Source organism: Homoserinimonas sp. A447 (assembly GCF_054489325.1).
In genome coordinates this window covers 521,921-542,536 of the sequence record NZ_JBTMWW010000001.1, presented here as the reverse complement: position 1 = coordinate 542,536, position 20,616 = coordinate 521,921, and the positions used below count along the sequence as shown (strand labels likewise).

Genomic DNA, 20,616 nt, shown 5'->3' with positions numbered 1-20,616 from the left:
GGAACTCCTTCTCACCACATCAGGTCTTCCGCGGTCGGCCTCTGCATCGCCTCGTCCGGGAGGACGGCAGCAACTAACTCACTGTGTGCCGTGCTTGTGATGACCTGAAGACCGTGAGTCTGCGCCACCCGATTCAGCTCTCGTAGCAGCAGTTCGCCGTTTTCGCGGTTGAGTTCCTCGGCGGCCAGAGAGTCGACTATGAGCAGACCGGGGTGTCGGCCAAGTCCTGATGTCGTTCCGACGTCTAGGAGTGACACGACGAGCGCGATCTTCAGGCGGAGCTTCTCACCATCGGTGAGCTTCCCGAACGGTGTCTTCTCCCCACCCTTGACGACTGGGAGCTGCGCGTTCGCCTGGAGGGTCGCGTTCTCGAGGTTGCTGATGCCCAGGGTCTTTCCGAGCGAAGTGATCTGTGCACTCACCGAGGACAACGCCTCCGAGAAGACGCTCTTCGCGGAGCCCCCGGCGAAGACCTCTGCGGCGTCAAGGATGCGTGCGTCGGTGGTCAACGCTTCCTCCTCCGGGTCTTCATCGAATGATTCGGAACGCTCCTGAATGCGGCCGTCGAGCACTGCGATCCGGCGTTCGAGTGCGCGGCGCTCGATGGGGTCTCCATGGACGTTACTGATACCCTCTGACGCGCGCTCGAACTCGGTCTCGGCAGCGTTCGCCTGCCTAATCGCGTCGTCGTGGAGCGTCGAAAGGCGTTCTGCGTCCGCGGTGTGCTGCGCGACCCGCTGCTCTGCCATCGTCACGGGATCGATCTCGTCATCGGCGGCTTCGTCATCGTCGTGGTTCGTGTCGGGCGCCGTGTCAGTTTCATCCATGGGGTTGTTGCATAGCGAACAGGAGCCTTCCTGCTCCCTCTGCCACTGATCAGGCCGAACCTTCGCGTCGCATCGCGGGCAGCATGACGGCTTGAGCGCGTGCCAGAAGCGTTTGGTGACAGCCGCCTCTTTGAATGCCGCGAGATCCTGCTCGGCCGCATGCAGCTCTCGCTCCGCCGACCCGTAGCCGAGAGCGGCATCCGACACAGCGCGCTGCGTGCGGGTGATGTCGGCCGTCGCTGCGGTGACTGCCGCCATCGCCGCCTCGACCTCCTCGGCCGTCATGCCGGACACAGGGATGGTGTTCAATTCCGCCTCAGCTTCAGCCTTCTCCGAGCGGAGCACCTGCGCGCTGGCCTCTCGCGACTCGGAGTCACGGTTGCGACGCCGATGGATGCCGGCGAGCCGCCCGTCCACGGCCTTTTTCTGCGCACGAGCGCTCAGCGTCGTCGCGCCCCACTCCGTTGCGAGGAAGGTATTGAGCACATTCCTCGCGTGAAACGGTGTCTCTCCGATGACCGAGGACACACTTGGTTTGGTGATGGCAAGCGCCTGAGACCATAGGTGCCAACCGTGATCGACCAAGTTGCCGTCATCAGCGTCGGTTGCGCCCGCGATGCGGGTCCATTGTGTGAGGGCGTCGAGTCCAAGGCGCTGCAGCATGAACTCACTGACCGCCGCTTCCATCTCGTCGTCCCCGTCGAAACTCTCGATGGCGAGTGCGCCGTCTGTGAGGAGACGCTCGACAAGACCGTCGACCGGGACGGGCATCCCGAACGCAGGCTCACCTGCCGTGGCAGCCTGGTGGCTGTGCTTGATCATCACGTCGGTGGTTGCGTAATTGAAGTCATCGAGGCCAAGTTCGACTCCCGCGGGGAGGACGACGATCTGTCCCTTGGGAACGCCGTCGTCCACCCGCCATGCGATGAGAATCCGCTCGCCGCCGAGAGTCAACAGCAGGCAGACCTGTCGGAGCCATTTCTGCACGTCGCCGGCGACCTTCGACGAGCCGCGCAGGCCCCACTTGATGATGTCGAGGGTCGAGCTTTTCCCGGCATCGTTCTTCCCGTCGCTGACGAACGCGGTCACGGGGGTGGTGAAAGCGCGGTGGAAGGAGAACGGCACGAAGCGGCGAACCCCTGCGCTCTCGTCGTCGGCGAGATTCTTGACGCCGGCGAACTGAATCGCGTCCACTCGCAGCTGACGCCTAGTCGGAACTGCCTTGGGTCCGACGATCCCGTACCGGGTGAACACCTCCACCACGGCATCGCGATCTGCCTTTGCGCGCTCCGCGACGTTGTCCACCCAGTCCACGACGGTCGCCTCCATCAGCCCTCCATCATTTTCAGCGCCACAGCGCGCTCACGTACACGCTCGAGAATCGAGGGGATAACATCCCCGTGCGCCGTATCCGCGTACTCGGCCTGGAGATATTGCCGGCGCTTCGCTGTTGCTCCCACCGCCGCATCGGCGATGAGACCGATGGCGCTCGCCTGCTGCACGTACCACTCGAGTTCCGGAATCTCCGCGCGCATCGCAGCGACGGTGTCCCGTCCCTTCTGCAACAGGAAGTAGTCCCGACGTGAGAGGGCGCCCGAGTCAGCGGCGCGCCGATGCTCGATCTGCTCGTAGAGCTTGAGCACAGCGAGAGCGTCGTCGATGAACTCATACGCCCCATATATATAGCGCTCCATGGGATACGTGTGCAATTGCGGCGCATCACCATCAAGCATCCGGATGACGTGCGGCTGAATCTCGCCGAACGTCACGAGTCCGGTCTCGTACTCACTCAGCAGCTCGTCCGCGAGGTAGTCAGGATTCCGCAGCCAGAAATCGAGCTTCTGCAGGCGGATGAGCGACGAGACGACGGCAGCCGCACCATCTACATCGCAGGATGCTGGGACAGGCGTCCCGAGAACGTCGAGCAGCACCAGCACCCGAGTCGCGGTCTGGCTCGTCGATCCGCCACGTCGGCGCGCGTCAGAGGGCGGCATCGAAACAACAGTCACGGACGGTCCTTCCCCCCAGTCGTAGTTAATCTCTCAGATAAGTGTTCGCGCCGACCTCCGACACGCTCAAGGCACTCGGCCGACGATTGGCGGTAATCCTTGGCTCGATGCCCGGATAGGGATCCCTGAGTGGTCAGGTACGCGCCCGCGGTGGATCACCGCGTCCGGAGAGCCCGGGGCGCCGCGATGAGGCAGCCTCTCCCCATGGTCAGGCCCTGCTGACTTCCTGCGCCCGAGTGCCCAGCGGCGACAGCCTAGGCTGTCGCCGTGAGCACCGAAGTCCCCGCCTCCCATGTCACACTCTTGGAACGGCCCTCGCCCGCCGTGCTGACGACCTACCGCAAGGACGGAACCGCCGTGTCGTCACCGGTGTGGTTTCGGGCAGCAGGCGGCAACCTCGAGGTGGTCATCGCCGAGGACGACGTCAAGCTGCGCCATCTGGGACGACATCCTCGTTGCTCTCTGCTCGTGTTCGAAGCGGTTCCGCCGTTTCGCGGTATCCGCGTCGAAGGCGATCCGACGCTGCGACGCGACGGCGTCGAGCATGCCCGCCTGGCCATCGCATCCCGCTACCTCGGGGAAGAAGGGGGCAAGCAGTTCACAGCCGCGCGTGGCGCCGGTGTCATCCTCACGTTGCCGCTGCAAGAAGCGCGCACGTGGGACCTCGGCCCGATCCTTCCCTGAAGTGTTCCGAGCCCGGTCGTCAGATCCGGTCGTCCCCGTAGGACCAACGACCAACGGAACTTACTCAGTTCAATACCTGCCTGCACTGAATCTCAGTCCAAGTCCCAAAGCGCCTTCATCGCATCTTGGATGGAATCGAATGGTCCTGCCTCGCCATTACGAATGTGCATTGCTACGAATCGTCCACGGGTCGGAGTGATAACCCCAATCTGCAGGCCGTTTTTGTACTTCACGACGAGTCGTTGATCCGACGCCCGTACCTGGACTTCGAGGTCTTCCAGTCCATGGCCGGGCGCGAACGGCTCTCTGGCCGTCGCACCGCGCGCGTCCGTGGCCATCGGTCTTTCGCGTGAACCGTTCGGCGGCGTGGCAAGTCGGTCGAGAGGCTGTTTGGCCCCTCCGCTCACATCTCTCCAGCCTTTTTGCTTAGCGGCCCCCACGATAGTCTTCTGTCGAGTTACCCTCGTCGGACGGCGTGCCCATATCTGCCCAGCAACGTGTCCGATCCATCTGAAGGATGGCTTGCGGCCCTTCACCGTCAGGACACCAGTCGTTATCACCGCGAGAATCGCGCCTCCCACCACGGTGGCTACAATTCCTGCCAGCGTCGGCGATTCATCTGCCCACGCCAAAATCGCACCAAAGTCCATCTCTGCACGCTATCCGACCTAAGTCTTTCGCAATGAATCTGGGCGATCGCGGAGTCACGCGCCACGTACGAACGCGTCCTGCAAGCCGGCCGCCGTGCGGGCGCAAACGACTGGATCAGCCAGCTGAACGATGACCACTATGGGTGCACGCAAGCGGGACCCTCAGCGGGACCAACAGCCCCTCCGTCGAATCGGAGGATACCTAAGTCGTGTTTGCTCTTCCTATAGTTGAGAATGTCAACTTGATCTAGGACCACCGTGACGGCTTGTTCCGGGACCACCTGGCGGGCTCGAGGGCGATCCTTTGGGGCGGTTGCAACTGTTGCGCGTTCCTCAAAGGAGGATCAAAGGGTGCTGGCGGCGTGCTGCTGCTTGGTGTGCGCGAGGCGGTAGGAGTCGGTGCCGGTTTCGATGATGGTGCCGTTGAAGGTGAGCCGGTCGACGATCGCGGCGCAGAGCCTGGGGTCGGTGAAGGTGTGGGTCCAGCCGGAGAAGGATTCGTTCGAGGCGATGGCGACGGAGTTCTTCTCCTCGCGTTCGGTGAGGACTTGGAAAAGAAGCTCGGCGCCGCGGCGGTCAAGTTCCATGTAGCCGAGCTCGTCGATCATGAGCAGATCGACGCGGCCGTAGCGGGCGATGGTGCGAGCGAGGGTCTTCTCGTCGGCGGCTTCGACGAGTTCGTTCACGAGCCGCGTCGCGAGCGTGTAGCGGACCCGGAACCCTTTCTCCGCGGCCGCGGTGCCCAGGCCGATTCTGGGATAACGGGCTGTTCAGGTTCGGGTGCGGGTGCGGGTTCGACTGATTCCTCGGACTCCATAGGGTTTGACGTCTCCGGAGTGAACGCCGGCGCTGCGTCGACCTCCCGGTCGCGGGGGTCTGGTTCCGCACGGCATCATGGGTTCCATGGCCCGCTTTCTGCTCTCGGCAATGCCCTTCACGGGGCACATCAACCCCATTCGCGCCCTGGCGAGTGCGCTCGTCGCTCGCGGGCACGACGTGCGCGTCTACTCGGGCGAGGCGTTCCGCACGGCCGTCGAGTCGACGGGCGCCCGGCTCGTGCCCTGGCATCACGCTCCTGACTTCGATGAGAGTGACCTCGCCACGACGTTCCCGCGGCTCCGCGGCAGGAAGGGCCTGAGCCAGCTCCTCATCAACGTCGAAGATGTCTTCATCAACACCTCTGCCGCGCAGGTGCAGGATCTGCGGGACGAGTGGGTCAGGGAACCGTGGGATGCGATCGCCGGCGACGACGTCTCGATCGGCGCGGCCCTGTACGCCGAGCAGAACGGCGGCCCATGGGCGACGATCTCGATCACCCCGCTCAATCTCGCCGGAACGCAGGGCCCTCCTGCCGGACTGGGTCTGTGGCCCGGTACGAACGCGTTCACCAAGGCGCGGGATGCCGCCCTTCGCGGGGCGGCGCCGCTCATCGCCCGATCGCTCGTGAAGGCCATCGCGAGATCTGAGGAAACGATCGGACTCCGCCCACGAGGGTTGACCATGGAGGAGGTCACCTTCTCACGACAGCTCATCGTTGCGAGCGGATCCTCGTTGCTGGACTTTAAGCGCACCGACCGGCCCGACTTCCTGCACTTCGTCGGCGAGCTCCGGATGCCTCCGCAGGCGTCGCATACGCTGCCGGCGTGGTGGAGCGAACTCGAAGGCCGACGAGTCATACATGTCACGCAGGGGACCCAGAACATCGATCCCGCCGACCTTATCGTGCCCACGCTCGAGGCCCTGGCCGACCGCGCCGACCTGCTCGTGGTCGTGGCGACGGGCGTCACCGGAGACGATGAGCTGCCCTTCCCCGTCCCCTCAAACACGCGGGTCGCAGGATTTCTGCCTTACGCCGAGCTCCTTCCGCGGGTGGATGTCGCCGTGACGAACGGAGGATGGGGCGGGACGCTCGCCATGCTCGCCCACGACATCCCCCTCGTGATCGCTGGAGGGGACCTCGACAAGCCGGAGATCGCCTCCCGCGTCGCATGGACCGGAGGGGCCGTCAATCTCAAGACGGGCACGCCAACGGCGGCTCAGGTCGCAGCCGGACTCGACAGAGTCGCGACAGACACGTCATACCGGGATGCCGCATCCCGCGTCGGCGCACAACTGCGGTCGCTCGGCGGAGCTGCTCGAGCAGCCGAACTGCTCGAGCAGCTCGCTCAACCGGCGAACCAGTCGACCCTTCAGCCGGGCGACTGACACCGCCCACCGACCGCCTCTCAAAACCATCGCGGGTATCGATAGGCTCTGGCTTCATCTACAAGAGCGCATTCACAATCCTTCCAGACATACGCCACCTGTAACCAGCCCAGAAAAGTACGACACCTGCCGATTCCCTGCGGGTGCAAAAGGGCTACGACGTCGACGCCTTGGTCGCAAACCTGATCGCACTGCTGGACGCCCTGGGTCTCGACTGAGTGGCTCTCGTAGCGCACGACTATCGCGCACGCATCTGCTTCAAACTGTGCCTACGCCATCCCGCACACGTCAGTCGACGCAGACGGCCACTCGGAGAGCGCAATGCTAACTTCCTTGTGCTCTTGCCTGAAAGGAGTGTCGCTAGAGGGACCTCCACCGCGATCTCGCGTTCAGTGACGACGCTCGGGGAAGTTGCGAGCGGAGCTGCGCCCGTAGAACCCGCCCGTTGAAATGCCCGCTGAGCGGAGGTCAAATGCATCACACCGACAGGTGCCCCGGCCGACAAGAACTACTCAGCCGATGAAGGCTGTTTGTTCCGAACTAGGTGGCAGTTTTCCGATCTAGCGTGACAAGTGACAAGTGCCCTCGGCAGGATTCGAACCTGCGACCAAGAGATTAGAAGGCTCCTGCTCTATCCCCTGAGCTACGAGGGCGGGACAGCGTGTCAACGATACCGCAGCTGCCTCGGCGCGAAGCGTGGGCTCAGACGGCTTGGGCGAGCGCGGTCAGCACCTGGTTGACGGTGGGCACACCCTCCGCGCGGAACACTTCGACGTTGTCCTCCCCCACCACGACGATCGTCGGCGTCGACATCACGCCGGCCTGCTTCGCGACGTCCTCATCCCGGGCGATATCGAGTTCCACGATGGTCGCCGCGGGCACCAACTTCGAGACCTTGTCCAGCACGAAACGGGTGTGGATGCACGGGTCACAGAACGCCGAAGCGAAGAAGAGCAACTTCACGATTCTCCTGCCGGTGGTGGTTCGCGCGGACTAGTCTTCCCGGTCGGCAGGATCTTCGACCTCTTCGCTGTCACCGGCATCGAAAGCGTAAGTGACGTGCACAGCATCACCGACCGATCGCCAACTCGTTGCGTCGTAGTTCATCATCGTCTCGTGACCGTGGGCTTCGGCCAGCACCGTGATCGACTCATCCCAGCCGCCATCAGTGCTGATGCGCTTGTCGGTCTGCCCGTCGAATGGGCCACCCGAGAACAGCACAATGTACTCGGATCCGTGTTCCAGGGTCGGCTTCGCATCAGTCATGTTCTCTTACTACCACGCAACACCTGCGGATGCGATGGAAGCTCCTCATCGAAGATCGGGTGGAGGCCGTAATCGGACGGTCGGTGCACGCCCGTAGAATTGCCCCATGTCTAGCACCTCAGATCGTCTCGTCTGGATCGACTGTGAAATGACCGGACTCGACGTCGAGGTCGACGAACTCGTCGAGGTTGCGGTCGTCATCACCGACTTCGACCTGAACATCCTCGATCCTGGCCTGTCGATCGTCATCAAGCCGGACCAGGCGGCGCTCGACGGCATGAGTGACTTCGTGCGCGCGATGCACGTCGAGTCGGGCCTGATCACGGAGATCCCGAACGGCGTGAGCCTGGCGGATGCAGAATTCGCCGTCAACGAGTACATCCTGAAGTTCGTCCCCACCGCGGGGCAGGCCCCCCTGGCCGGCAACACTATCGGCATGGACCGCGCGTTCCTGGCCCGCTACATGCCGCGCGTCGACGGCCACCTGCACTACCGCAACGTCGACGTGTCCTCGGTGAAGGAACTCTCCCGCCGCTGGTTCCCGCGCATCTACTTCAACGCCCCGATCAAGGGCGGCGGCCATCGCGCGCTCCCCGACATCCTCGAATCGATCCGCGAACTCGATTACTACCGGAAAGCGGCCTTCGTTTCCGACCCCGGCCCCACCACTGAAGAGGTGCAGGTCATCTCCGCAGCCGTGGTGGAAGAATTTGCTCCGCACCTGTAATAGGATCTATGCGATGTGATTTCGCAGCCCCGGTTGCGAAGTCGACAACATGGTGGGCGTAGCTCAGTTGGTAGAGCGCTGGCTTGTGGAGCCGGATGTCGCGGGTTCGAGCCCCGTCGTTCACCCCAATAGTGATCGAAAACACGTAGATCGCGGTAACCCGCGTTCGTGGGAACACAGGATCGGCCCGAGACTCTCGGGCCGATCTTCGTTTAACCCGCCAGCACCCGGAACGGTGCCCTCCCCAGACCTCCTAGGCTGGAAGCATGCCCCAGACCATGGATCGAACGTATGCGCGCACTACCGCTGCGCTCGACTCCGCCTGGGTCACGCTGGTCTGGAATGACCCCGTCAACCTGATGTCGTACGTGTCCTACGTCTTCCGCACCTACTTCGGATACTCGGCAGTCGAGGCGGAACGGCTGATGCTCCAGGTGCACCTGGAGGGCAAGTCGGTCGTCGCGACAGGCTCTCGCGAGGAGATGGAGCGGCACGTCGAGGCCATGCACGACTACGGGCTCTGGGCAACACTGAGCAAGGCCGACGCATGAGACGCTTCGAACGTAAACCGGATGGAACCCTGGAGGCGCTGCTCGACGCGGAGGAAGCCGTGCTGCTGCAGTCGCTGGCTGGGCAGGTCGCGGAGTTGGTGGCGGAGGGCGCCGAATCAGACGTCGCATTGGCGCGATTGCTGCCGGATGCCTACCCAGACGACCCGGAAGCATCCGCTGAATTCCGCCGCTTCACCGCCGGCGGCCTGGCCGAACGGAAGGTCGGGAACGCCGAAACTCTCATACGTTCACTGGACGGAACGGGGGTCACCGGGCGCGTCATCCTCGACGAGTCGGAGGCGCTCAGCTGGCTGAGGTGCCTGACCGACATCCGCCTGACCATAGCGAGCAGGCTGGGCATCGAGTCCGAAGACGACGACGCCGGTCGCACCATCGACCCGCTGATGCGCGAGATCTACGACTGGCTCGGGTTCGTGCAGAACTCGCTCATCGAGGCGCTCGACGACCGGGTATCGCATGGATGACCTGTCCGAGGAGGAGTTCGAGCGGCTCGTCATCGACGAACTCGACCTGCTCCCCGACGACATGGTCGACGGCCTCGACAACGTCGTCTTCGTGACGGAAGCCCGACCCGAGGACGGCAGCCTCGACCTGCTCGGCCTCTACGACGGTGTCGCCATCACGGACCGCGGACAGTACGGTTTCGGCGAGCTGCCCGATCGCATCATCCTGTATCGCGAACCACTGGTCGCGATGTGCGCGGACCTCGACGAGCTGAAAGACCAGATCCACGTGACCCTTGTGCACGAAATCGCCCACTTCTATGGCATCGACGATCGCCAGTTGCACGAGCTGGGCTGGGCCTGACGTCAACCGGGCCCCACTGGCTGCGCGTCGAGATGGCGTGACCGCTGACTGCGGCCAACTCGCGCGAGGAGGCTCCCATGGGCAAGTTGACGACGGCTCTGGCCGGTTGTGCCGTGACCATTCTGCTGCTGAGCGGATGCTCGGGCGGCACCCCCGACGAACCGCCCAGTCCGGCCGAAGGCGTTCCGGCAGCCGAGACTGAGGACGGTTCCGGCTCTCCGACCGATTGCCTGATCGACCGCAATTGGATGGTCGACGTCGACGACCTCGCCGGACAGCTGAAGCACCAGATGGAGTCGCTGGGCTCCCCCGTCTCGTCGGTGACCGGAACGGGCACGATGACGATCATGTTCGCGGAGGAGTCGCTCGTCACCACGGCGGTCGACCTGACCTTCGTCGTCGTGGTGCCGGTGGAAGATGCCCCGACCTTGACCGTCACCCAGACGCAGAAGGGCAGCGGCTACGGTTCCTGGTTCTGGGATGCCGGTGTCGACAACCTCGTGGTGTTCGAGGACTGGGTGGGTGAGTACGACATCCAGATGACGATGACGAGCGCCGGCGTGACCATCGAGTCGCCGATCGAGTTGCCGACATCCGCTGCCGGCGGTTCGGACATGACGGTGACCTGCGTCGGCGAAACCCTCACCACGAATGCGGAAGGCAACCCGTTCACCCAGTTCTGGACTGAAGGCTGAGCGGGCTTAGCCTTCGATGAGCTCGTCAGCCAACTGCTGCGGCCGCTCGCGATCGATGAACGCCTGCTCCTGGGCTGCCCAGCGCTCCCAGTGGGGAACGTAGGCGTCGCCGTCGCGTGCCAGCGCGCGCGCCTTGCGGGTCGGCTCGTCCAGTTCGACCCAGATGCCGTAGTCGGCGAGCGCGCGGTTGGCGCGGCTGAGCGCTCCGCAGCCTTCGATGATGATCGGCCGGGAAGGGTCGAGCGGATGCCATTCCGCCCATGAGTTCTCGGTCCAGTCCCAGCGTTGCCACCGGGGAGCGGATGCCGCCAGCACGTGGTCGTGCACGTGGCGGCTTCCGGCTTCCAGCCCGTCCCAGCCCGGATAGATGTCGTCCAGGCGCACCAGCTGGGCGCCCGGGATTTCGAGCGCCATCCGCTTGGCCAGCTCGGTCTTGCCTGACCCGCTCCGGCCGTCGATCAGGATGCGACCCGCACTGAGGTCAGCCAAGGACGAAGTTCCATTCCCCGGTGGCGATGGCTATCGCCAGAGCTGAGAGGCCGGCGACCAGTCCGATCGCGGAGAGTGCCCATTCCCGGGCACCGAATCGGGAGGGCCTCGCCCAGGTGCGTTCGATGCTGGAGCCGAAACCGCGGGCTTCCATTGCTGTGGCGAGCTTGCTTCCGCGCCTGATCGACAGCACAAGCAGCGCGAAGGCCTGCCCGGGGAGCCGTCTGATCCTGCCTCGGTCCCCCACCCCGCGGGCACGGCGCGCCACCTCCAGTGACCGCCAGTCGTCGAGGAACAGGCCGACCAGTCGCAGCGCGGCCAGGGCCCCGAGCACGAACCGGCTGGGAAGCTTCCAGACCTGGGCCAGTCCGTCGGCCAGGGCCGTCGGGTCAACCGTGAGGAAGAGGACCACCGCGGGCAGGCCGATGGCGAGCACCCTCAGCACCGTCGCGACAGCCAGTTCGAGCGAACCGTCGCTGACCCGCATCGCCCAGAACTCGAAGTAGACGGCGCCGGATGGCTCACCGTAGAGGGCGATGGTCAAGCCGGTGAGCGGGGCAGCGATCCACACCGGGAGCGTGCGCAGCCAGAATTTCCGTGGCGGGACACCCGCGAACGGCAGCAACACGGCCTCGAAGGCCAGCGCCACCGTGCCGGAAACCCAATCGAGCGACAGGATGAGGCACACGCTGAGCAACATCACCGCCGCCAGTTTCGCCACCGGGTTGATGCCCTCGAACGTCGCGGTCACAGTTGCACCTCGCGATCGGCAATGGCCTGCACCAGCTGGCGGTCGTGCGTGATCGCCACCACCGAGGTTCCGTCAGCCATGAGGTCGGCGAGCAGCGCCACCAGCTCCTGCCAGGTTCGGGAGTCCTGGCCGAATGTCGGTTCATCGAGCACCAGCATCCGCGGCCTGGTTGCCAGCACGGTCGCGACGCTCAGGCGTCGTTTCTCGCCGCCGGAGAGGGTGAACGGATTCGCCGCCGCCAGGTGGTGGAGGCCCAGGCGGTGCAGCAACTCGTCAACGCGTTTGGCAACGTCCTGTTCCGGGAGCTTCAGCGCCTGCGGGCCGATCGCGAGCTCCGCGCTGACGCTCGCCGTCAGGAACTGGTGCTCTGGGTGCTGGAAGACCGTGCCGATGCGGGTTAGCAGCTCACGCGACTTCCACCGGATCGGATGCGGTGCCGCTCCCCGGCGCAGGAGCTCGCTGGCCCTGACCTCCCCGGCCAGGGGCGGGAGCAGTCCGGCCAGGGTGAGCCCGAGGGTCGACTTGCCGGCGCCGTTGGGCCCGGTGATGGCGGTTGCGCTGCCTTCCGGCAGTTCGAGGTGAAGCTCCGAGCGCACCGGCGTCGTCTTTGTGCGGCCGACCGCGAGCCCGTGGGCCGTCAGCAGGGTTTCACCCGGCGTCCACAGCCGCTCCGGATGCTGCGGCGGATGCTCGGGAACCCACACGCCGCTCTCGGCAAGAGTTGCGCCCTGTTCCGTGAGGACAGCATCCGGATGCCCGTCGGCCAGCACTCCCCCGGAGGCCGACAGCACGATCACCCGGTTCACCAGGGACCGCCAAACCTCAACCCGGTGCTCGACCACCACGAACGTTGCGGACGAATGCTGAAGCAGCCCGGCGACCGCGTCCCGCACCTCCGTGACGCCGGCTGCGTCGAGGTTCGCGGTCGGCTCGTCCAGCAACAGCAGCCCCGGCCGCATGGCGAGCACCCCGGCCAGCGCCAGGCGTTGCTTCTGCCCACCGGACAGCGCAGAGGTCGAGTGATCCAGCGGCAGGTGGAGCCCGACGGCTTCCAGCGCCCGGGGCACCCGACGCCAGATCTCCTCCCGCGGAATGCCCAGATTCTCGCACCCGAACGCGACATCGTCGCCGACCCGGGGCAGGATGACCTGGCTGTCCGGGTCTTGCAGCAACAGTCCGGCCCGGCCACGTTCGCCGGCCGGGGCCTTTCCATCAAGCAGCAACTCACCGCGCTGGTCGCCCTCGTCATCCCCGCCGAGCACGCCGGCCAGCGCGTGCAGCAGCGTCGACTTGCCGGCACCGGAGGCACCCAGGAGGAGCACCCGTTCTCCCGGCTCGATCACCAGGTCGAGGTTGGAGACCGCCCAGGCGTGTCGACCGGCGTGACGCCAGCCCCAGCCGCGCGCGGTGATGCACACGGCTGGAGCCGGCTCTGAGACGTTCAGGTCAGACTCTCCCGGCGCGCTCTCGTCCCGCTGCGAAGCGGCTGAGCACCCCGGTCTCGGCAAGCCCGCGAACGGCGATCCACGACAGCAACCCCGCGATGATGGCACCGCTGATCATCGCCGCGACGATGTAGACCACGGTGAAGAGGGTGTCCGCGCCGGCGTACCAGGCGATCAGGTCGTTGACGGCCATGGCGACACCTGCACCGATGCCGGCAAGCACGGCAACGCCGACCTTCCAGACGCGGTACCGGAAAGCCAGGAACACGACCTCAGCACCCAACCCCTGGATGAGTCCGCTCACCAGGACGGTCACGCCCCACGAGCCGCCGCCGAACAGCACCGAAACGCAGGCCGCGACCAGTTCGCCGAAGAGGGCAGCTCCCGGCTTTCGGATGATCAGCGCAGTGAGCGGGCCGGCGAAGAGCCAGAACCCGCCGCCGAGTGCCTGCAGTCCGGGGAGCAAGGCCTTGAGCGGGCCGGTGATCGGCTCGGATGCGACGTTCCAGACGATGAAGATGACACCGGATGCGACGCCGATGACGCTGGCCACCACGATGTCGACGACGCGCCACCGATAGGAGGCCGGCGCAGACCCTGTGCCGCGTGAATCGAGCTTTTTAGTATTGGTCACTTGTCGTGCCCTTTCAGTCAGTGAAATAGGCACGGGTTAGAGAATTGTCTGCCTCCCTGCGCTGGCATTATCCAGATCAGGTTCGACGGTCGAAGCTTGGATCAGCTTCCTCTCAGCCCGGCTCACCGGACTCCCGTGTTCGACATCCATTCTACTCACGCTTGCGCAGGAGTGCGGCCGGTCCCACGGCACCCCTGCCGAACTTCTCGCTTACCCCATCGATGGCGCGTTCGGCTTCACGCCAGCCTTCGTCGGTGTCCCACAGCCCGACCTGGCCGGGCGTTCCGTCAGCGAGCTGCTCGACCCGGACGCCGATCAGCCGCACACCGCGGTGGGCACCCAGCGCCTCGTAGCTGCCACGGACCTCTTCGTAGATGCGGCGGGCGAGGTCGGTCGGCTCAGCGAGCTTGCGCGATCGGGTGATGGTGGTGAAGTCGCCGTAACGCAGTTTCAGAACCACCGTGTGCCCGGTGACTCCGGCGTCGCGCAGTCTGGCGGCGACCTGGGTCGACAGCCTCAGCAGCTCCCGGCGCAGGAGGTCGGAATCCGTCACATCCGTCTCGAAGGTCATTTCGTGGCCGACGCTTTTCTCTTCTGCCCGCGTGGTCACGCTGCGTGGGTCAACTCCGTTTGCAAGGTCGTGAAGTTTGCGGCCGGCCGCCTCCCCCACGGCGCGCTGAAGGGTCACCAGCGGGGTGGCCGCGATGTCGCCGATGGTGCGAAGTCCGCGCTTGGTCAGCGCCTCCTCCGTCACCCCTCCGACACCCCACAGGGCACCGACCGGCAGCGGATGCAGGAAGGCCAGCGTTTCGCGCTCGGGGATGACCAGGAGCCCGTCAGGCTTTGCCCGGCCGGATGCCAGCTTGGCGACGAATTTGGTTGCCGCTGCCCCGATCGAGCAGGTCAGGCGCGTCTCCTCCTCCACGCGGCGGCGGATGATCGTGGCTACCTCGGCAGGCGACCCGATCAGGGAGCGGGCGCCAGAGACATCCAGGAACGCTTCGTCGATGCCCAGTCGCTCCACCAGCGGCGTCATCTCGTCGAAGATGGTCATCACTCGCTGGGAGTAATGGCGGTACTTCTCGAAGTGGGGCTCCAGCACGATCGCCTTGGGGCACAACCGCATGGCCTGGCCCAGGGGCATGGCCGAGCGCACCCCGTACTTCCGCGCCGGATAATTGGCGGCGGTGACCACCGAACGCAGCGACTTTCCGGCAACCACGACCGGCAGGTCGACCAGCTCAGGATGGTCCAGGAGCTCGACCGAAGCGAAGAAGGCGTCCAGGTCGACGTGCAGGATCGGCGCCGTCGAACTGTCGACGGAGCTGGCACTCACCTGGCGAGTGCTGCCGTCCTGTTTGCTCACCCGTTCAGGTTAACCTGCGCCGCTGACTAAAGCGGCAGTGCGCGGAGGCGGTTAGATGCGGGCGGCGAGCCAGGCGTACGGGGGAACAGCGGCGCCTCCGCCCGGGCGAATCTCGAAATGCAGGTGGGCGCCGTATGCGCGACCGGTTTCGCCGACCGCACCGAGCTGCTGCCCGATGCCCACGTGCTGCCCGGCCGACACGGCCATCGTTCCAGGCGCCATATGCGCGTAGAGGCTGGTGACCATTTGACCATCGATCACATGCTCCACGACGACGTGGTTGCCGTAGGCGCCAGCGCCGGTAGCCGTGACCACGGTTCCCGCGGCGATGGAGTAGATAGGGGTTCCATAGCCCGGGAAGAGGTCGTCACCCTCGTGCATGCGGCCGCCACGCGGTCCGAATGCGCTGGTGATCCCGGTGCCGGTGAGCAGCGGGTACTGGAGCTTCGGGGGGATCACCACGGTGTAGCTGTCCCGCACGATCTCCGTGACCGGGCTGGCGCTCACCACGGTGAGCGATTGCGCCCGCGGCTGTGGTTCGGCTAACTGTTCGGCTTCAATCGTGGACGCGTAGGAGGGCAGGCCGACACCTGCCCCTGCGATCACGAGCAGCGAGGCTGCCCCGGCCGTGATCCGCCGACCGAAGCGCTTCACCATTGCGGCGTGGTGGACCCGGCGCTGGAGGGCTGGCGGGAGAAGGGGGGCGGATGTCGCCGCGGCGTTCGACGGCATGGCGATGCCGCCGGAGTGTTTGGGAGTCAAATTGAAGCTTCCTGGTCTGAGACGCGGCGCCACACGGCAGGAGTGTGGACCGGGTCTATGGACTGGTTCGGGGAGGCGCTCTAGCGACACACATGGTCAGCGCATGACGTGAGCGACGCTGTGGTGTCGGTGACAGGTTCCACCGGCAGGTAGTCCAACGCGCGTCGCTCTGCTACCAGTGAACGGGGGAAAGCTCCGCACTCCCTGTGAAGACGCTCCCTTACCCGTCTCTGATCAGGGCTTTTTCTGATCCTCCGAATGTAGTGAGAACGTTATAAAGGCTGGAAACGGCGGGATGACCGGCCGCGGTGGGTGGTTTTTAGGCCGACTTCCTGGACTTTGCCGGTTCCTTTTTCGTCGACGCTTTCTTAGCCGGTGCCTTCTTGGCTGCGGGCTTCGTCGCATCCTTCGCCGCGTCTTTCTTCACCGCGGTCTTCTTTGCCGGCGTCTTGGTGGACGACTTCTCCGCCGTGCCGGCGGAGGCTGAACCCTTGCGGCTCTTCTCGACGCTCCGGCGCAACGCCTCCATGAGGTCGAGCACCTCACCGCCGCCCTCGTCTTCATCCGCATTGCCGAAGGTCGCGTCGGTGTCGAGGGCGTCGCCTTCCTTCAGCTTCGCGTCGATCAGTTCGCGAAGCTGCACCTGGTAATCGTCGGTGTACTTGTCCGGCTCGAAGTCGGCCTCGAAGGACTCCACCAGGGATGCCGACATCTTCAGCTCCTGCGGTTGGATGCGCACCTTCTCATCGAGCGAGGGGAATGCCGCCTCCCGCACCTCGTCGTCCCAGAGCAGGGTCTGGATCATGAGCACGTCACCGCGGACCCGCAGCGCGGCAAGCCGGGTCTTCTGGCGCAGGGCGAAATGGACGATCGCCGTGCGGTCGGTCTCCTCCAGCGTCCTCCGGAGGAGGACATACGCCTTCGACGACTTCGAATCCGGCTCCAGGTAATAGCTGCGGTTGAACATGATCGGGTCGACCTGCTCGGTGGGCACGAACTCGAGAACATTGATCTCGCGACTGCGCTCCTCCGGAAGCGACTTCAACTCCTCGTCGGTGAGGATGACCGTGCGGTCACCATCGTCGTAGGCCTTGTCGATGTTCTCGTAGTCGACGATCTTTCCGCACACCTCACAGCGACGCTGGTAGCGGATGCGCCCACCGTCCTTGTCGTGCACCTGGTGCAGCGAGATGTCGTGGTCTTCCGTCGCGCTGTAGACCTTCACCGGCACGTTGACCAGTCCGAAGGTGATGGCGCCCTTCCAGATGGATCTCATCCGTCAATCATTCCCCCAAAACGGCCGTTTGTCCCGGGTTCGGGGGCAACATGGAGCCATGCCATCGAACCAGCAGTTCGTCGACATTGACGGGAACCGGCTCAAGCTGACCAGCCTCGACAAGGTGCTCTACCCGGAAACCGGCACCACCAAGGCCGATGTGCTCGACTACTACGCGCGGATAGCCGACGTGATGATCCCGCACATTGCCAACCGTCCGGTCACCCGCAAGCGCTGGGTGAACGGTGTCGGCACGGCCCAGAAGCCCGGGCAGGTGTTCTTTCAGAAGAACCTGGGCGATGGGGCACCGGACTGGGTGGCCACGCGAACGATCCAGCACAAGGACCATGTCAACGAGTACCCGCTGGCCAACGACAGGGCCACGCTGGCCTGGCTGGGGCAGATCGCCGCCCTGGAGGTCCACGTTCCGCAATGGCAGTTCGGCCGCACGGGTGTTCAGAAGAATCCGGACCGGCTCGTGCTCGACCTCGACCCGGGGGAAGGGGCTGGACTCGCCGAGTGCGCCGAAGTGGCGCAGCTCGCCCGCGCCATCCTCACCGACATGGGGCTCGACCCGCTCCCGGTGACCAGCGGAAGCAAGGGAATCCACCTGTACGCCGCCCTCGACGGCAAGCAGAACTCTGAGACCGTCTCGGCGATTGCCCACGAATTGGCACGCGCGCTGGAGGCCGACCACCCGGAGCTCATCGTCAGCGACATGAAGAAGGCGCTGCGGGGCGGCAAAGTCCTCGTCGACTGGAGCCAGAACAACGCAGCCAAGACTACGGTTGCGCCGTACTCCCTACGCGGAAAACTGCATCCCATGGTTGCCGCACCGCGCACCTGGCGCGAACTCGCATCCGCCAACCTGAAACAACTCGACTACACCGAGGTTCTGGCCAGGGTGAAGCGGCGTGGCGACCCGCTGGCCGGGCTGACCAGCGGCCACCTCCAGTCGCTGGAGCCCACCGAGGAGCACCTGGCTAGCTTCGAGGCGACGGAAGCCAGCCGCGACCGCTTGGCCGTCTACCGCGCCAAACGCGACCCGACCAAAACGAAGGAACCGATGGGCGCGAAGCCCGGTTCTGTGCAGAAACAGCGTTCAGGGGACGATTCTCCTTCATTCTCTGGACAAGCATTGCCGGCGGGAGCAGAGTCGGCACCCACCTTCGTGATCCAGGAGCACCATGCGCGGCGGCTGCACTACGACTTCAGGCTGGAACACGACGGCGTGCTGGTGAGCTGGGCGGTGCCGAAGGGGATGCCCACCGACCCCGCAAAGAATCACCTGGCCGTGCAGACAGAGGACCACCCGCTGGCGTACGGCACCTTCGAAGGAAGTATTCCCGCCGGAGAATATGGTGGCGGCGAGGTGACCATCTGGGACGCCGGAACCTACGAATTGGAGAAGTGGCGCGAGGGCAAGGAGGTGATCGTCACGCTGCACGGCGAGAAGCACGGCAGCCATCGCTACGCCCTCATCCACACCGGCGGCCGCGACGGCGACGACAACAATTGGCTGCTGCATCTCATGAAGGACGACGCCCCGGCGAGCAAGCCGCGCCGGAAGGTGATCGGCGCGGCACGGCGCGGCCCCAAGGCGATCTCTCCCATGCTGGCAACGCTCGGCACGGAGGCGAGCCTGGGCGACGAAGACGGCTGGGCCTTCGAGATGAAATGGGACGGCATCCGTGCCATCGCCGTCGTCGAAGACGGCCAAGTGCGCTACATCAGCCGCAACGGCATCGACCTGACGGTGAGTTACCCCGAGTTGGCGGAGCTGGCGGACGCGATCCAGTCGGATGCCGTGGTCGATGGTGAGATCGTCGCACTGGACAAAGGCGGCCGGCCCAGCTTCGGACTCCTGCAAAGCCGGATGAAGCTGACCAGGAAGCCGGACGTCGACAGGGCCAGGCAGGCCACACCGGTGCACTTCATGGTGTTCGACCTGCTGGAGCTGGATGGAGAACCGCTGCTGTCACGCAGTTACGACGACCGGCGTGCGGCGCTGGAGGATGCCGTCAACGAAACGGACCGCATTCGCGTGCCACCGGCATTCGATGGCGACAGCGGCGCCGCCATGGCCAGCAGCCTGGGGCTCGGGCTCGAAGGCGTCATGGCCAAGAAACGGGATGGACGGTACCGTCCAGGCGTCCGCTCGCAAGGCTGGGTGAAGATCAAGCACCACAGCACCCAGGAGGTGGTCATCGCCGGATGGAAGCCGGGGAACGGTCGGCGGTCGGGCACCATCGGCTCGCTGGTGCTCGGCATCCCGGATGACGCCGGATTGCGCTACGTCGGCAGAGTCGGCACCGGGTTCGGCGACAAGGAGCTCGACGACCTGCTGGCCAAGCTCACTCGGCTCGAGCGGAAGACCACGCCGCTCCACAACGTCCCGGCAGCGGATGCGCGCGGGGTGAACTGGGTCACGCCCAGCCTGGTCGGCGAAGTGGAGTTCGCCGAGTGGACTCACACCGACCGCCTGCGCCAACCGAGCTGGCGCGGCCTGCGGCCGGACAAGGCACCGGAAGACATCGTGCTCGAAGCGCCGGTCGCCGGCTAGAGGCGATCGAAGCCAGGCGAGGCCGCAGCTACGCGAGGCTGAAGCTACGCAAGGCTGAAGCTACGCGAGGCTGTACCTACGCAAGCACGTGACGCTGCGCGCTGGACAGGCTGGCGAACTCGCCGACCACCCGACCCGCGCAGTCAGTTGCCCGATAGCCCGCGCCCCACAGCTTCTCGATCAGCCCGGCGAAATCGGAGCCGCACTTGGCGACCCACAAGCCGGGCCCAACCTCGGTCCAGACCAAATCTGACCTGCGAGTTTCCGTTGCCGGAATCGCATTCGCGATGTCGGTCATGCCTGCCTCCTCCACCACCCTGGCCTGGACCGAAGGTTATTGCTCGCCCGGCCCGATCCGGACGTTACCCGAAAGCTACCCCCAAACAGGGGGGCTTACAAGTGGGAGGTAACTGAGAGTATTTTTCGCCCCTCCGGCGTAGCCTCTGCGGCATGAACGACCGTAGTGAAGACCCCACAACGGCACATCGCACTTCCGGTCACTGGAGGGAAGGGACTCTGATCATGTCGCCGAAGGGCAAGAACTCGCCGCTGAAGGACCCGGAACTGTATGAGGAGTTGCGGGATGACGGCGCGAGCAAGCAGAAGGCAGCGCGCATCTCCAACGCGGCCGCGGCGAGAGGCCGGTCGGCTGTCGGGAGGAAGGGCGGCAAGGCCGGTGACTACGATGACTGGACCGTCCCGGAGCTCAAGGGCAAGGCGAAGGAGATCGGCCTCACCGGCTACTCCAGGAAGCGGAAGCATGAGCTCATCAAGGCACTGCGCAACAGCTGAGAGCAGCCACCGGAACTGGCGGTGCGCCCCGCTTGACAGTCGCATGGGGGCACGGCACGCTCGACAGGTGGGCCACGCCGAGTACTCCGCTACTCC

The 20,616-nt window shown here is 65.1% G+C and carries 22 protein-coding genes, 2 tRNA genes, 1 pseudogene and 1 riboswitch; of the genes and pseudogenes, 10 read left to right on the top strand and 15 right to left on the bottom strand.

Features of this window, described 5'->3' with window-relative positions:
* Nucleotides 1-11: 11 nt before the first annotated feature.
* On the bottom strand, nucleotides 12-2,156 hold the full coding sequence (locus ACX3O0_RS02660; protein ID WP_459106704.1) for a hypothetical protein: 2,145 nt from the start codon (nucleotides 2,154-2,156) through the stop codon (nucleotides 12-14).
* A complete protein-coding gene (locus tag ACX3O0_RS02655; protein WP_459106703.1) occupies nucleotides 2,156-2,836 on the bottom strand; it encodes a hypothetical protein in 681 nt (226 codons plus the stop codon). The genes ACX3O0_RS02660 and ACX3O0_RS02655 overlap by 1 nt, the downstream gene beginning before the upstream one ends.
* A gap of 267 nt (nucleotides 2,837-3,103) precedes the next feature.
* Here ACX3O0_RS02655 and ACX3O0_RS02650 point away from each other — a divergent pair, with 267 nt between their 5' ends.
* Complete coding sequence (locus ACX3O0_RS02650; RefSeq protein ID WP_459106702.1) at nucleotides 3,104-3,520, top strand: pyridoxamine 5'-phosphate oxidase family protein; 417 nt, start codon at nucleotides 3,104-3,106, stop codon at nucleotides 3,518-3,520.
* 92 nt (nucleotides 3,521-3,612) lie between these two features.
* Here the strand turns inward: ACX3O0_RS02650 and ACX3O0_RS02645 are convergent, their stop codons facing one another.
* Nucleotides 3,613-4,170 carry a hypothetical protein gene (locus ACX3O0_RS02645; protein ID WP_459106701.1) on the bottom strand — a complete coding sequence of 186 codons (558 nt, stop codon included), beginning with the start codon at nucleotides 4,168-4,170 and terminating at the stop codon, nucleotides 3,613-3,615.
* A 344-nt stretch (nucleotides 4,171-4,514) separates the two neighbouring features.
* Nucleotides 4,515-4,922, bottom strand: a pseudogene (locus ACX3O0_RS02640) (ATP-binding protein); the annotation flags it as partial.
* A gap of 151 nt (nucleotides 4,923-5,073) precedes the next feature.
* On the opposite strand from ACX3O0_RS02640, the gene ACX3O0_RS02635 reads away from it, so the two are divergent.
* Nucleotides 5,074-6,375 (top strand): glycosyltransferase, encoded by a 1,302-nt coding sequence (locus tag ACX3O0_RS02635; RefSeq protein WP_459106700.1) that lies wholly within the window; start codon nucleotides 5,074-5,076, stop codon nucleotides 6,373-6,375.
* Between the two features lie 580 nt (nucleotides 6,376-6,955).
* Here ACX3O0_RS02635 and ACX3O0_RS02630 read toward each other — a convergent pair.
* From ACX3O0_RS02630 to ACX3O0_RS02620, 3 genes are all read right to left on the bottom strand, one after another.
* Nucleotides 6,956-7,028: transfer RNA gene (locus ACX3O0_RS02630), tRNA-Arg, on the bottom strand.
* A gap of 49 nt (nucleotides 7,029-7,077) precedes the next feature.
* Nucleotides 7,078-7,338, bottom strand: a complete 261-nt coding sequence (locus ACX3O0_RS02625; protein WP_459090746.1) for a thioredoxin family protein — start codon at nucleotides 7,336-7,338, stop codon at nucleotides 7,078-7,080.
* Between the two features lie 30 nt (nucleotides 7,339-7,368).
* Nucleotides 7,369-7,641: an oligoribonuclease gene (locus ACX3O0_RS02620; RefSeq protein WP_459090744.1), complete on the bottom strand. Its 273-nt coding sequence runs from the start codon at nucleotides 7,639-7,641 to the stop codon at nucleotides 7,369-7,371.
* Nucleotides 7,642-7,747: 106 nt separating this feature from the next.
* On the opposite strand from ACX3O0_RS02620, the gene orn reads away from it, so the two are divergent.
* The 6 genes from orn to ACX3O0_RS02590 all read left to right on the top strand — a co-directional run bounded on the left by orn (nucleotide 7,748) and on the right by ACX3O0_RS02590 (nucleotide 10,442).
* Complete coding sequence (gene orn, locus ACX3O0_RS02615) at nucleotides 7,748-8,368, top strand: oligoribonuclease (protein ID WP_459090742.1); 621 nt, start codon at nucleotides 7,748-7,750, stop codon at nucleotides 8,366-8,368.
* A gap of 52 nt (nucleotides 8,369-8,420) precedes the next feature.
* Nucleotides 8,421-8,496 (top strand) — tRNA-His (locus ACX3O0_RS02610).
* A 138-nt stretch (nucleotides 8,497-8,634) separates the two neighbouring features.
* Nucleotides 8,635-8,919: an ATP-dependent Clp protease adapter ClpS gene (gene clpS, locus ACX3O0_RS02605; protein WP_459106699.1), complete on the top strand. Its 285-nt coding sequence runs from the start codon at nucleotides 8,635-8,637 to the stop codon at nucleotides 8,917-8,919.
* Nucleotides 8,916-9,404, top strand: a complete 489-nt coding sequence (locus ACX3O0_RS02600; RefSeq protein WP_459106698.1) for a DUF2017 domain-containing protein — start codon at nucleotides 8,916-8,918, stop codon at nucleotides 9,402-9,404. Before clpS ends, ACX3O0_RS02600 begins: the two co-directional genes overlap by 4 nt.
* Nucleotides 9,397-9,747, top strand: coding sequence for a metallopeptidase family protein (locus ACX3O0_RS02595; RefSeq protein ID WP_459090736.1), 351 nt, complete (start codon nucleotides 9,397-9,399; stop codon nucleotides 9,745-9,747). Before ACX3O0_RS02600 ends, ACX3O0_RS02595 begins: the two co-directional genes overlap by 8 nt.
* 77 nt (nucleotides 9,748-9,824) lie before the next feature.
* On the top strand, nucleotides 9,825-10,442 hold the full coding sequence (locus ACX3O0_RS02590; protein ID WP_459106697.1) for a hypothetical protein: 618 nt from the start codon (nucleotides 9,825-9,827) through the stop codon (nucleotides 10,440-10,442).
* A 6-nt stretch (nucleotides 10,443-10,448) separates the two neighbouring features.
* Here the strand turns inward: ACX3O0_RS02590 and ACX3O0_RS02585 are convergent, their stop codons facing one another.
* The 7 genes from ACX3O0_RS02585 to ku form a co-directional block, all read right to left on the bottom strand.
* Entirely contained in the window at nucleotides 10,449-10,931 is a 483-nt protein-coding gene (locus ACX3O0_RS02585; protein WP_459106696.1) for a nucleoside/nucleotide kinase family protein, read from the bottom strand.
* Nucleotides 10,924-11,682 carry an energy-coupling factor transporter transmembrane component T family protein gene (locus ACX3O0_RS02580; RefSeq protein WP_459106695.1) on the bottom strand — a complete coding sequence of 253 codons (759 nt, stop codon included), beginning with the start codon at nucleotides 11,680-11,682 and terminating at the stop codon, nucleotides 10,924-10,926. The genes ACX3O0_RS02585 and ACX3O0_RS02580 overlap by 8 nt, the downstream gene beginning before the upstream one ends.
* A complete protein-coding gene (locus tag ACX3O0_RS02575; protein ID WP_459108438.1) occupies nucleotides 11,679-13,094 on the bottom strand; it encodes an ABC transporter ATP-binding protein in 1,416 nt (471 codons plus the stop codon). The genes ACX3O0_RS02580 and ACX3O0_RS02575 overlap by 4 nt, the downstream gene beginning before the upstream one ends.
* A 34-nt stretch (nucleotides 13,095-13,128) precedes the next feature.
* The gene (locus ACX3O0_RS02570; RefSeq protein WP_459106694.1) at nucleotides 13,129-13,761 is read right to left on the bottom strand and encodes an ECF transporter S component; all 633 of its coding nucleotides are present in this window, start codon (nucleotides 13,759-13,761) and stop codon (nucleotides 13,129-13,131) included.
* 36 nt (nucleotides 13,762-13,797) lie between these two features.
* A riboswitch (TPP riboswitch) is annotated at nucleotides 13,798-13,908 on the bottom strand.
* Between the two features lie 4 nt (nucleotides 13,909-13,912).
* On the bottom strand, nucleotides 13,913-15,127 hold the full coding sequence (gene dinB, locus ACX3O0_RS02565) for a DNA polymerase IV (RefSeq protein WP_459090726.1): 1,215 nt from the start codon (nucleotides 15,125-15,127) through the stop codon (nucleotides 13,913-13,915).
* 51 nt (nucleotides 15,128-15,178) lie between these two features.
* A complete protein-coding gene (locus ACX3O0_RS02560; protein WP_459106693.1) occupies nucleotides 15,179-15,889 on the bottom strand; it encodes a M23 family metallopeptidase in 711 nt (236 codons plus the stop codon).
* 319 nt (nucleotides 15,890-16,208) lie between these two features.
* Complete coding sequence (gene ku / locus ACX3O0_RS02555; protein WP_459106692.1) at nucleotides 16,209-17,165, bottom strand: non-homologous end joining protein Ku; 957 nt, start codon at nucleotides 17,163-17,165, stop codon at nucleotides 16,209-16,211.
* Nucleotides 17,166-17,223: 58 nt separating this feature from the next.
* Between ku and ACX3O0_RS02550 the strand changes: the two genes are divergently transcribed.
* Nucleotides 17,224-19,728 carry an ATP-dependent DNA ligase gene (locus ACX3O0_RS02550; RefSeq protein ID WP_459106691.1) on the top strand — a complete coding sequence of 835 codons (2,505 nt, stop codon included), beginning with the start codon at nucleotides 17,224-17,226 and terminating at the stop codon, nucleotides 19,726-19,728.
* 76 nt (nucleotides 19,729-19,804) lie between these two features.
* Here ACX3O0_RS02550 and ACX3O0_RS02545 read toward each other — a convergent pair whose 3' ends face one another.
* Nucleotides 19,805-20,026 (bottom strand): hypothetical protein, encoded by a 222-nt coding sequence (locus ACX3O0_RS02545; protein ID WP_459090718.1) that lies wholly within the window; start codon nucleotides 20,024-20,026, stop codon nucleotides 19,805-19,807.
* A 224-nt stretch (nucleotides 20,027-20,250) separates the two neighbouring features.
* Here ACX3O0_RS02545 and ACX3O0_RS02540 point away from each other — a divergent pair, with 224 nt between their 5' ends.
* Complete coding sequence (locus ACX3O0_RS02540; protein ID WP_459091450.1) at nucleotides 20,251-20,520, top strand: DUF7218 family protein; 270 nt, start codon at nucleotides 20,251-20,253, stop codon at nucleotides 20,518-20,520.
* The last annotated feature ends 96 nt before the right edge of the window (nucleotides 20,521-20,616 follow it).

What these genes read in the sequence shown, in the direction of transcription:
- ACX3O0_RS02660 (WP_459106704.1), bottom strand. Translation starts at nt 2,156, where the DNA reads ATGGAGGCGACCGTCGTGGACTGGGTGGACAACGTCGCGGAGCGCGCA.
- ACX3O0_RS02645 (WP_459106701.1), bottom strand. Translation starts at nt 4,170, where the DNA reads ATGGACTTTGGTGCGATTTTGGCGTGGGCAGATGAATCGCCGACGCTG.
- ACX3O0_RS02635 (WP_459106700.1), top strand. Translation starts at nt 5,074, where the DNA reads ATGGCCCGCTTTCTGCTCTCGGCAATGCCCTTCACGGGGCACATCAAC.
- ACX3O0_RS02620 (WP_459090744.1), bottom strand. Translation starts at nt 7,641, where the DNA reads ATGACTGATGCGAAGCCGACCCTGGAACACGGATCCGAGTACATTGTG.
- orn (WP_459090742.1), top strand. Translation starts at nt 7,748, where the DNA reads ATGTCTAGCACCTCAGATCGTCTCGTCTGGATCGACTGTGAAATGACC.
- clpS (WP_459106699.1), top strand. Translation starts at nt 8,635, where the DNA reads ATGCCCCAGACCATGGATCGAACGTATGCGCGCACTACCGCTGCGCTC.
- ACX3O0_RS02600 (WP_459106698.1), top strand. Translation starts at nt 8,916, where the DNA reads ATGAGACGCTTCGAACGTAAACCGGATGGAACCCTGGAGGCGCTGCTC.
- ACX3O0_RS02595 (WP_459090736.1), top strand. Translation starts at nt 9,397, where the DNA reads ATGGATGACCTGTCCGAGGAGGAGTTCGAGCGGCTCGTCATCGACGAA.
- ACX3O0_RS02590 (WP_459106697.1), top strand. Translation starts at nt 9,825, where the DNA reads ATGGGCAAGTTGACGACGGCTCTGGCCGGTTGTGCCGTGACCATTCTG.
- ku (WP_459106692.1), bottom strand. Translation starts at nt 17,165, where the DNA reads ATGAGATCCATCTGGAAGGGCGCCATCACCTTCGGACTGGTCAACGTG.
- ACX3O0_RS02550 (WP_459106691.1), top strand. Translation starts at nt 17,224, where the DNA reads ATGCCATCGAACCAGCAGTTCGTCGACATTGACGGGAACCGGCTCAAG.
- ACX3O0_RS02545 (WP_459090718.1), bottom strand. Translation starts at nt 20,026, where the DNA reads ATGACCGACATCGCGAATGCGATTCCGGCAACGGAAACTCGCAGGTCA.
- ACX3O0_RS02540 (WP_459091450.1), top strand. Translation starts at nt 20,251, where the DNA reads ATGTCGCCGAAGGGCAAGAACTCGCCGCTGAAGGACCCGGAACTGTAT.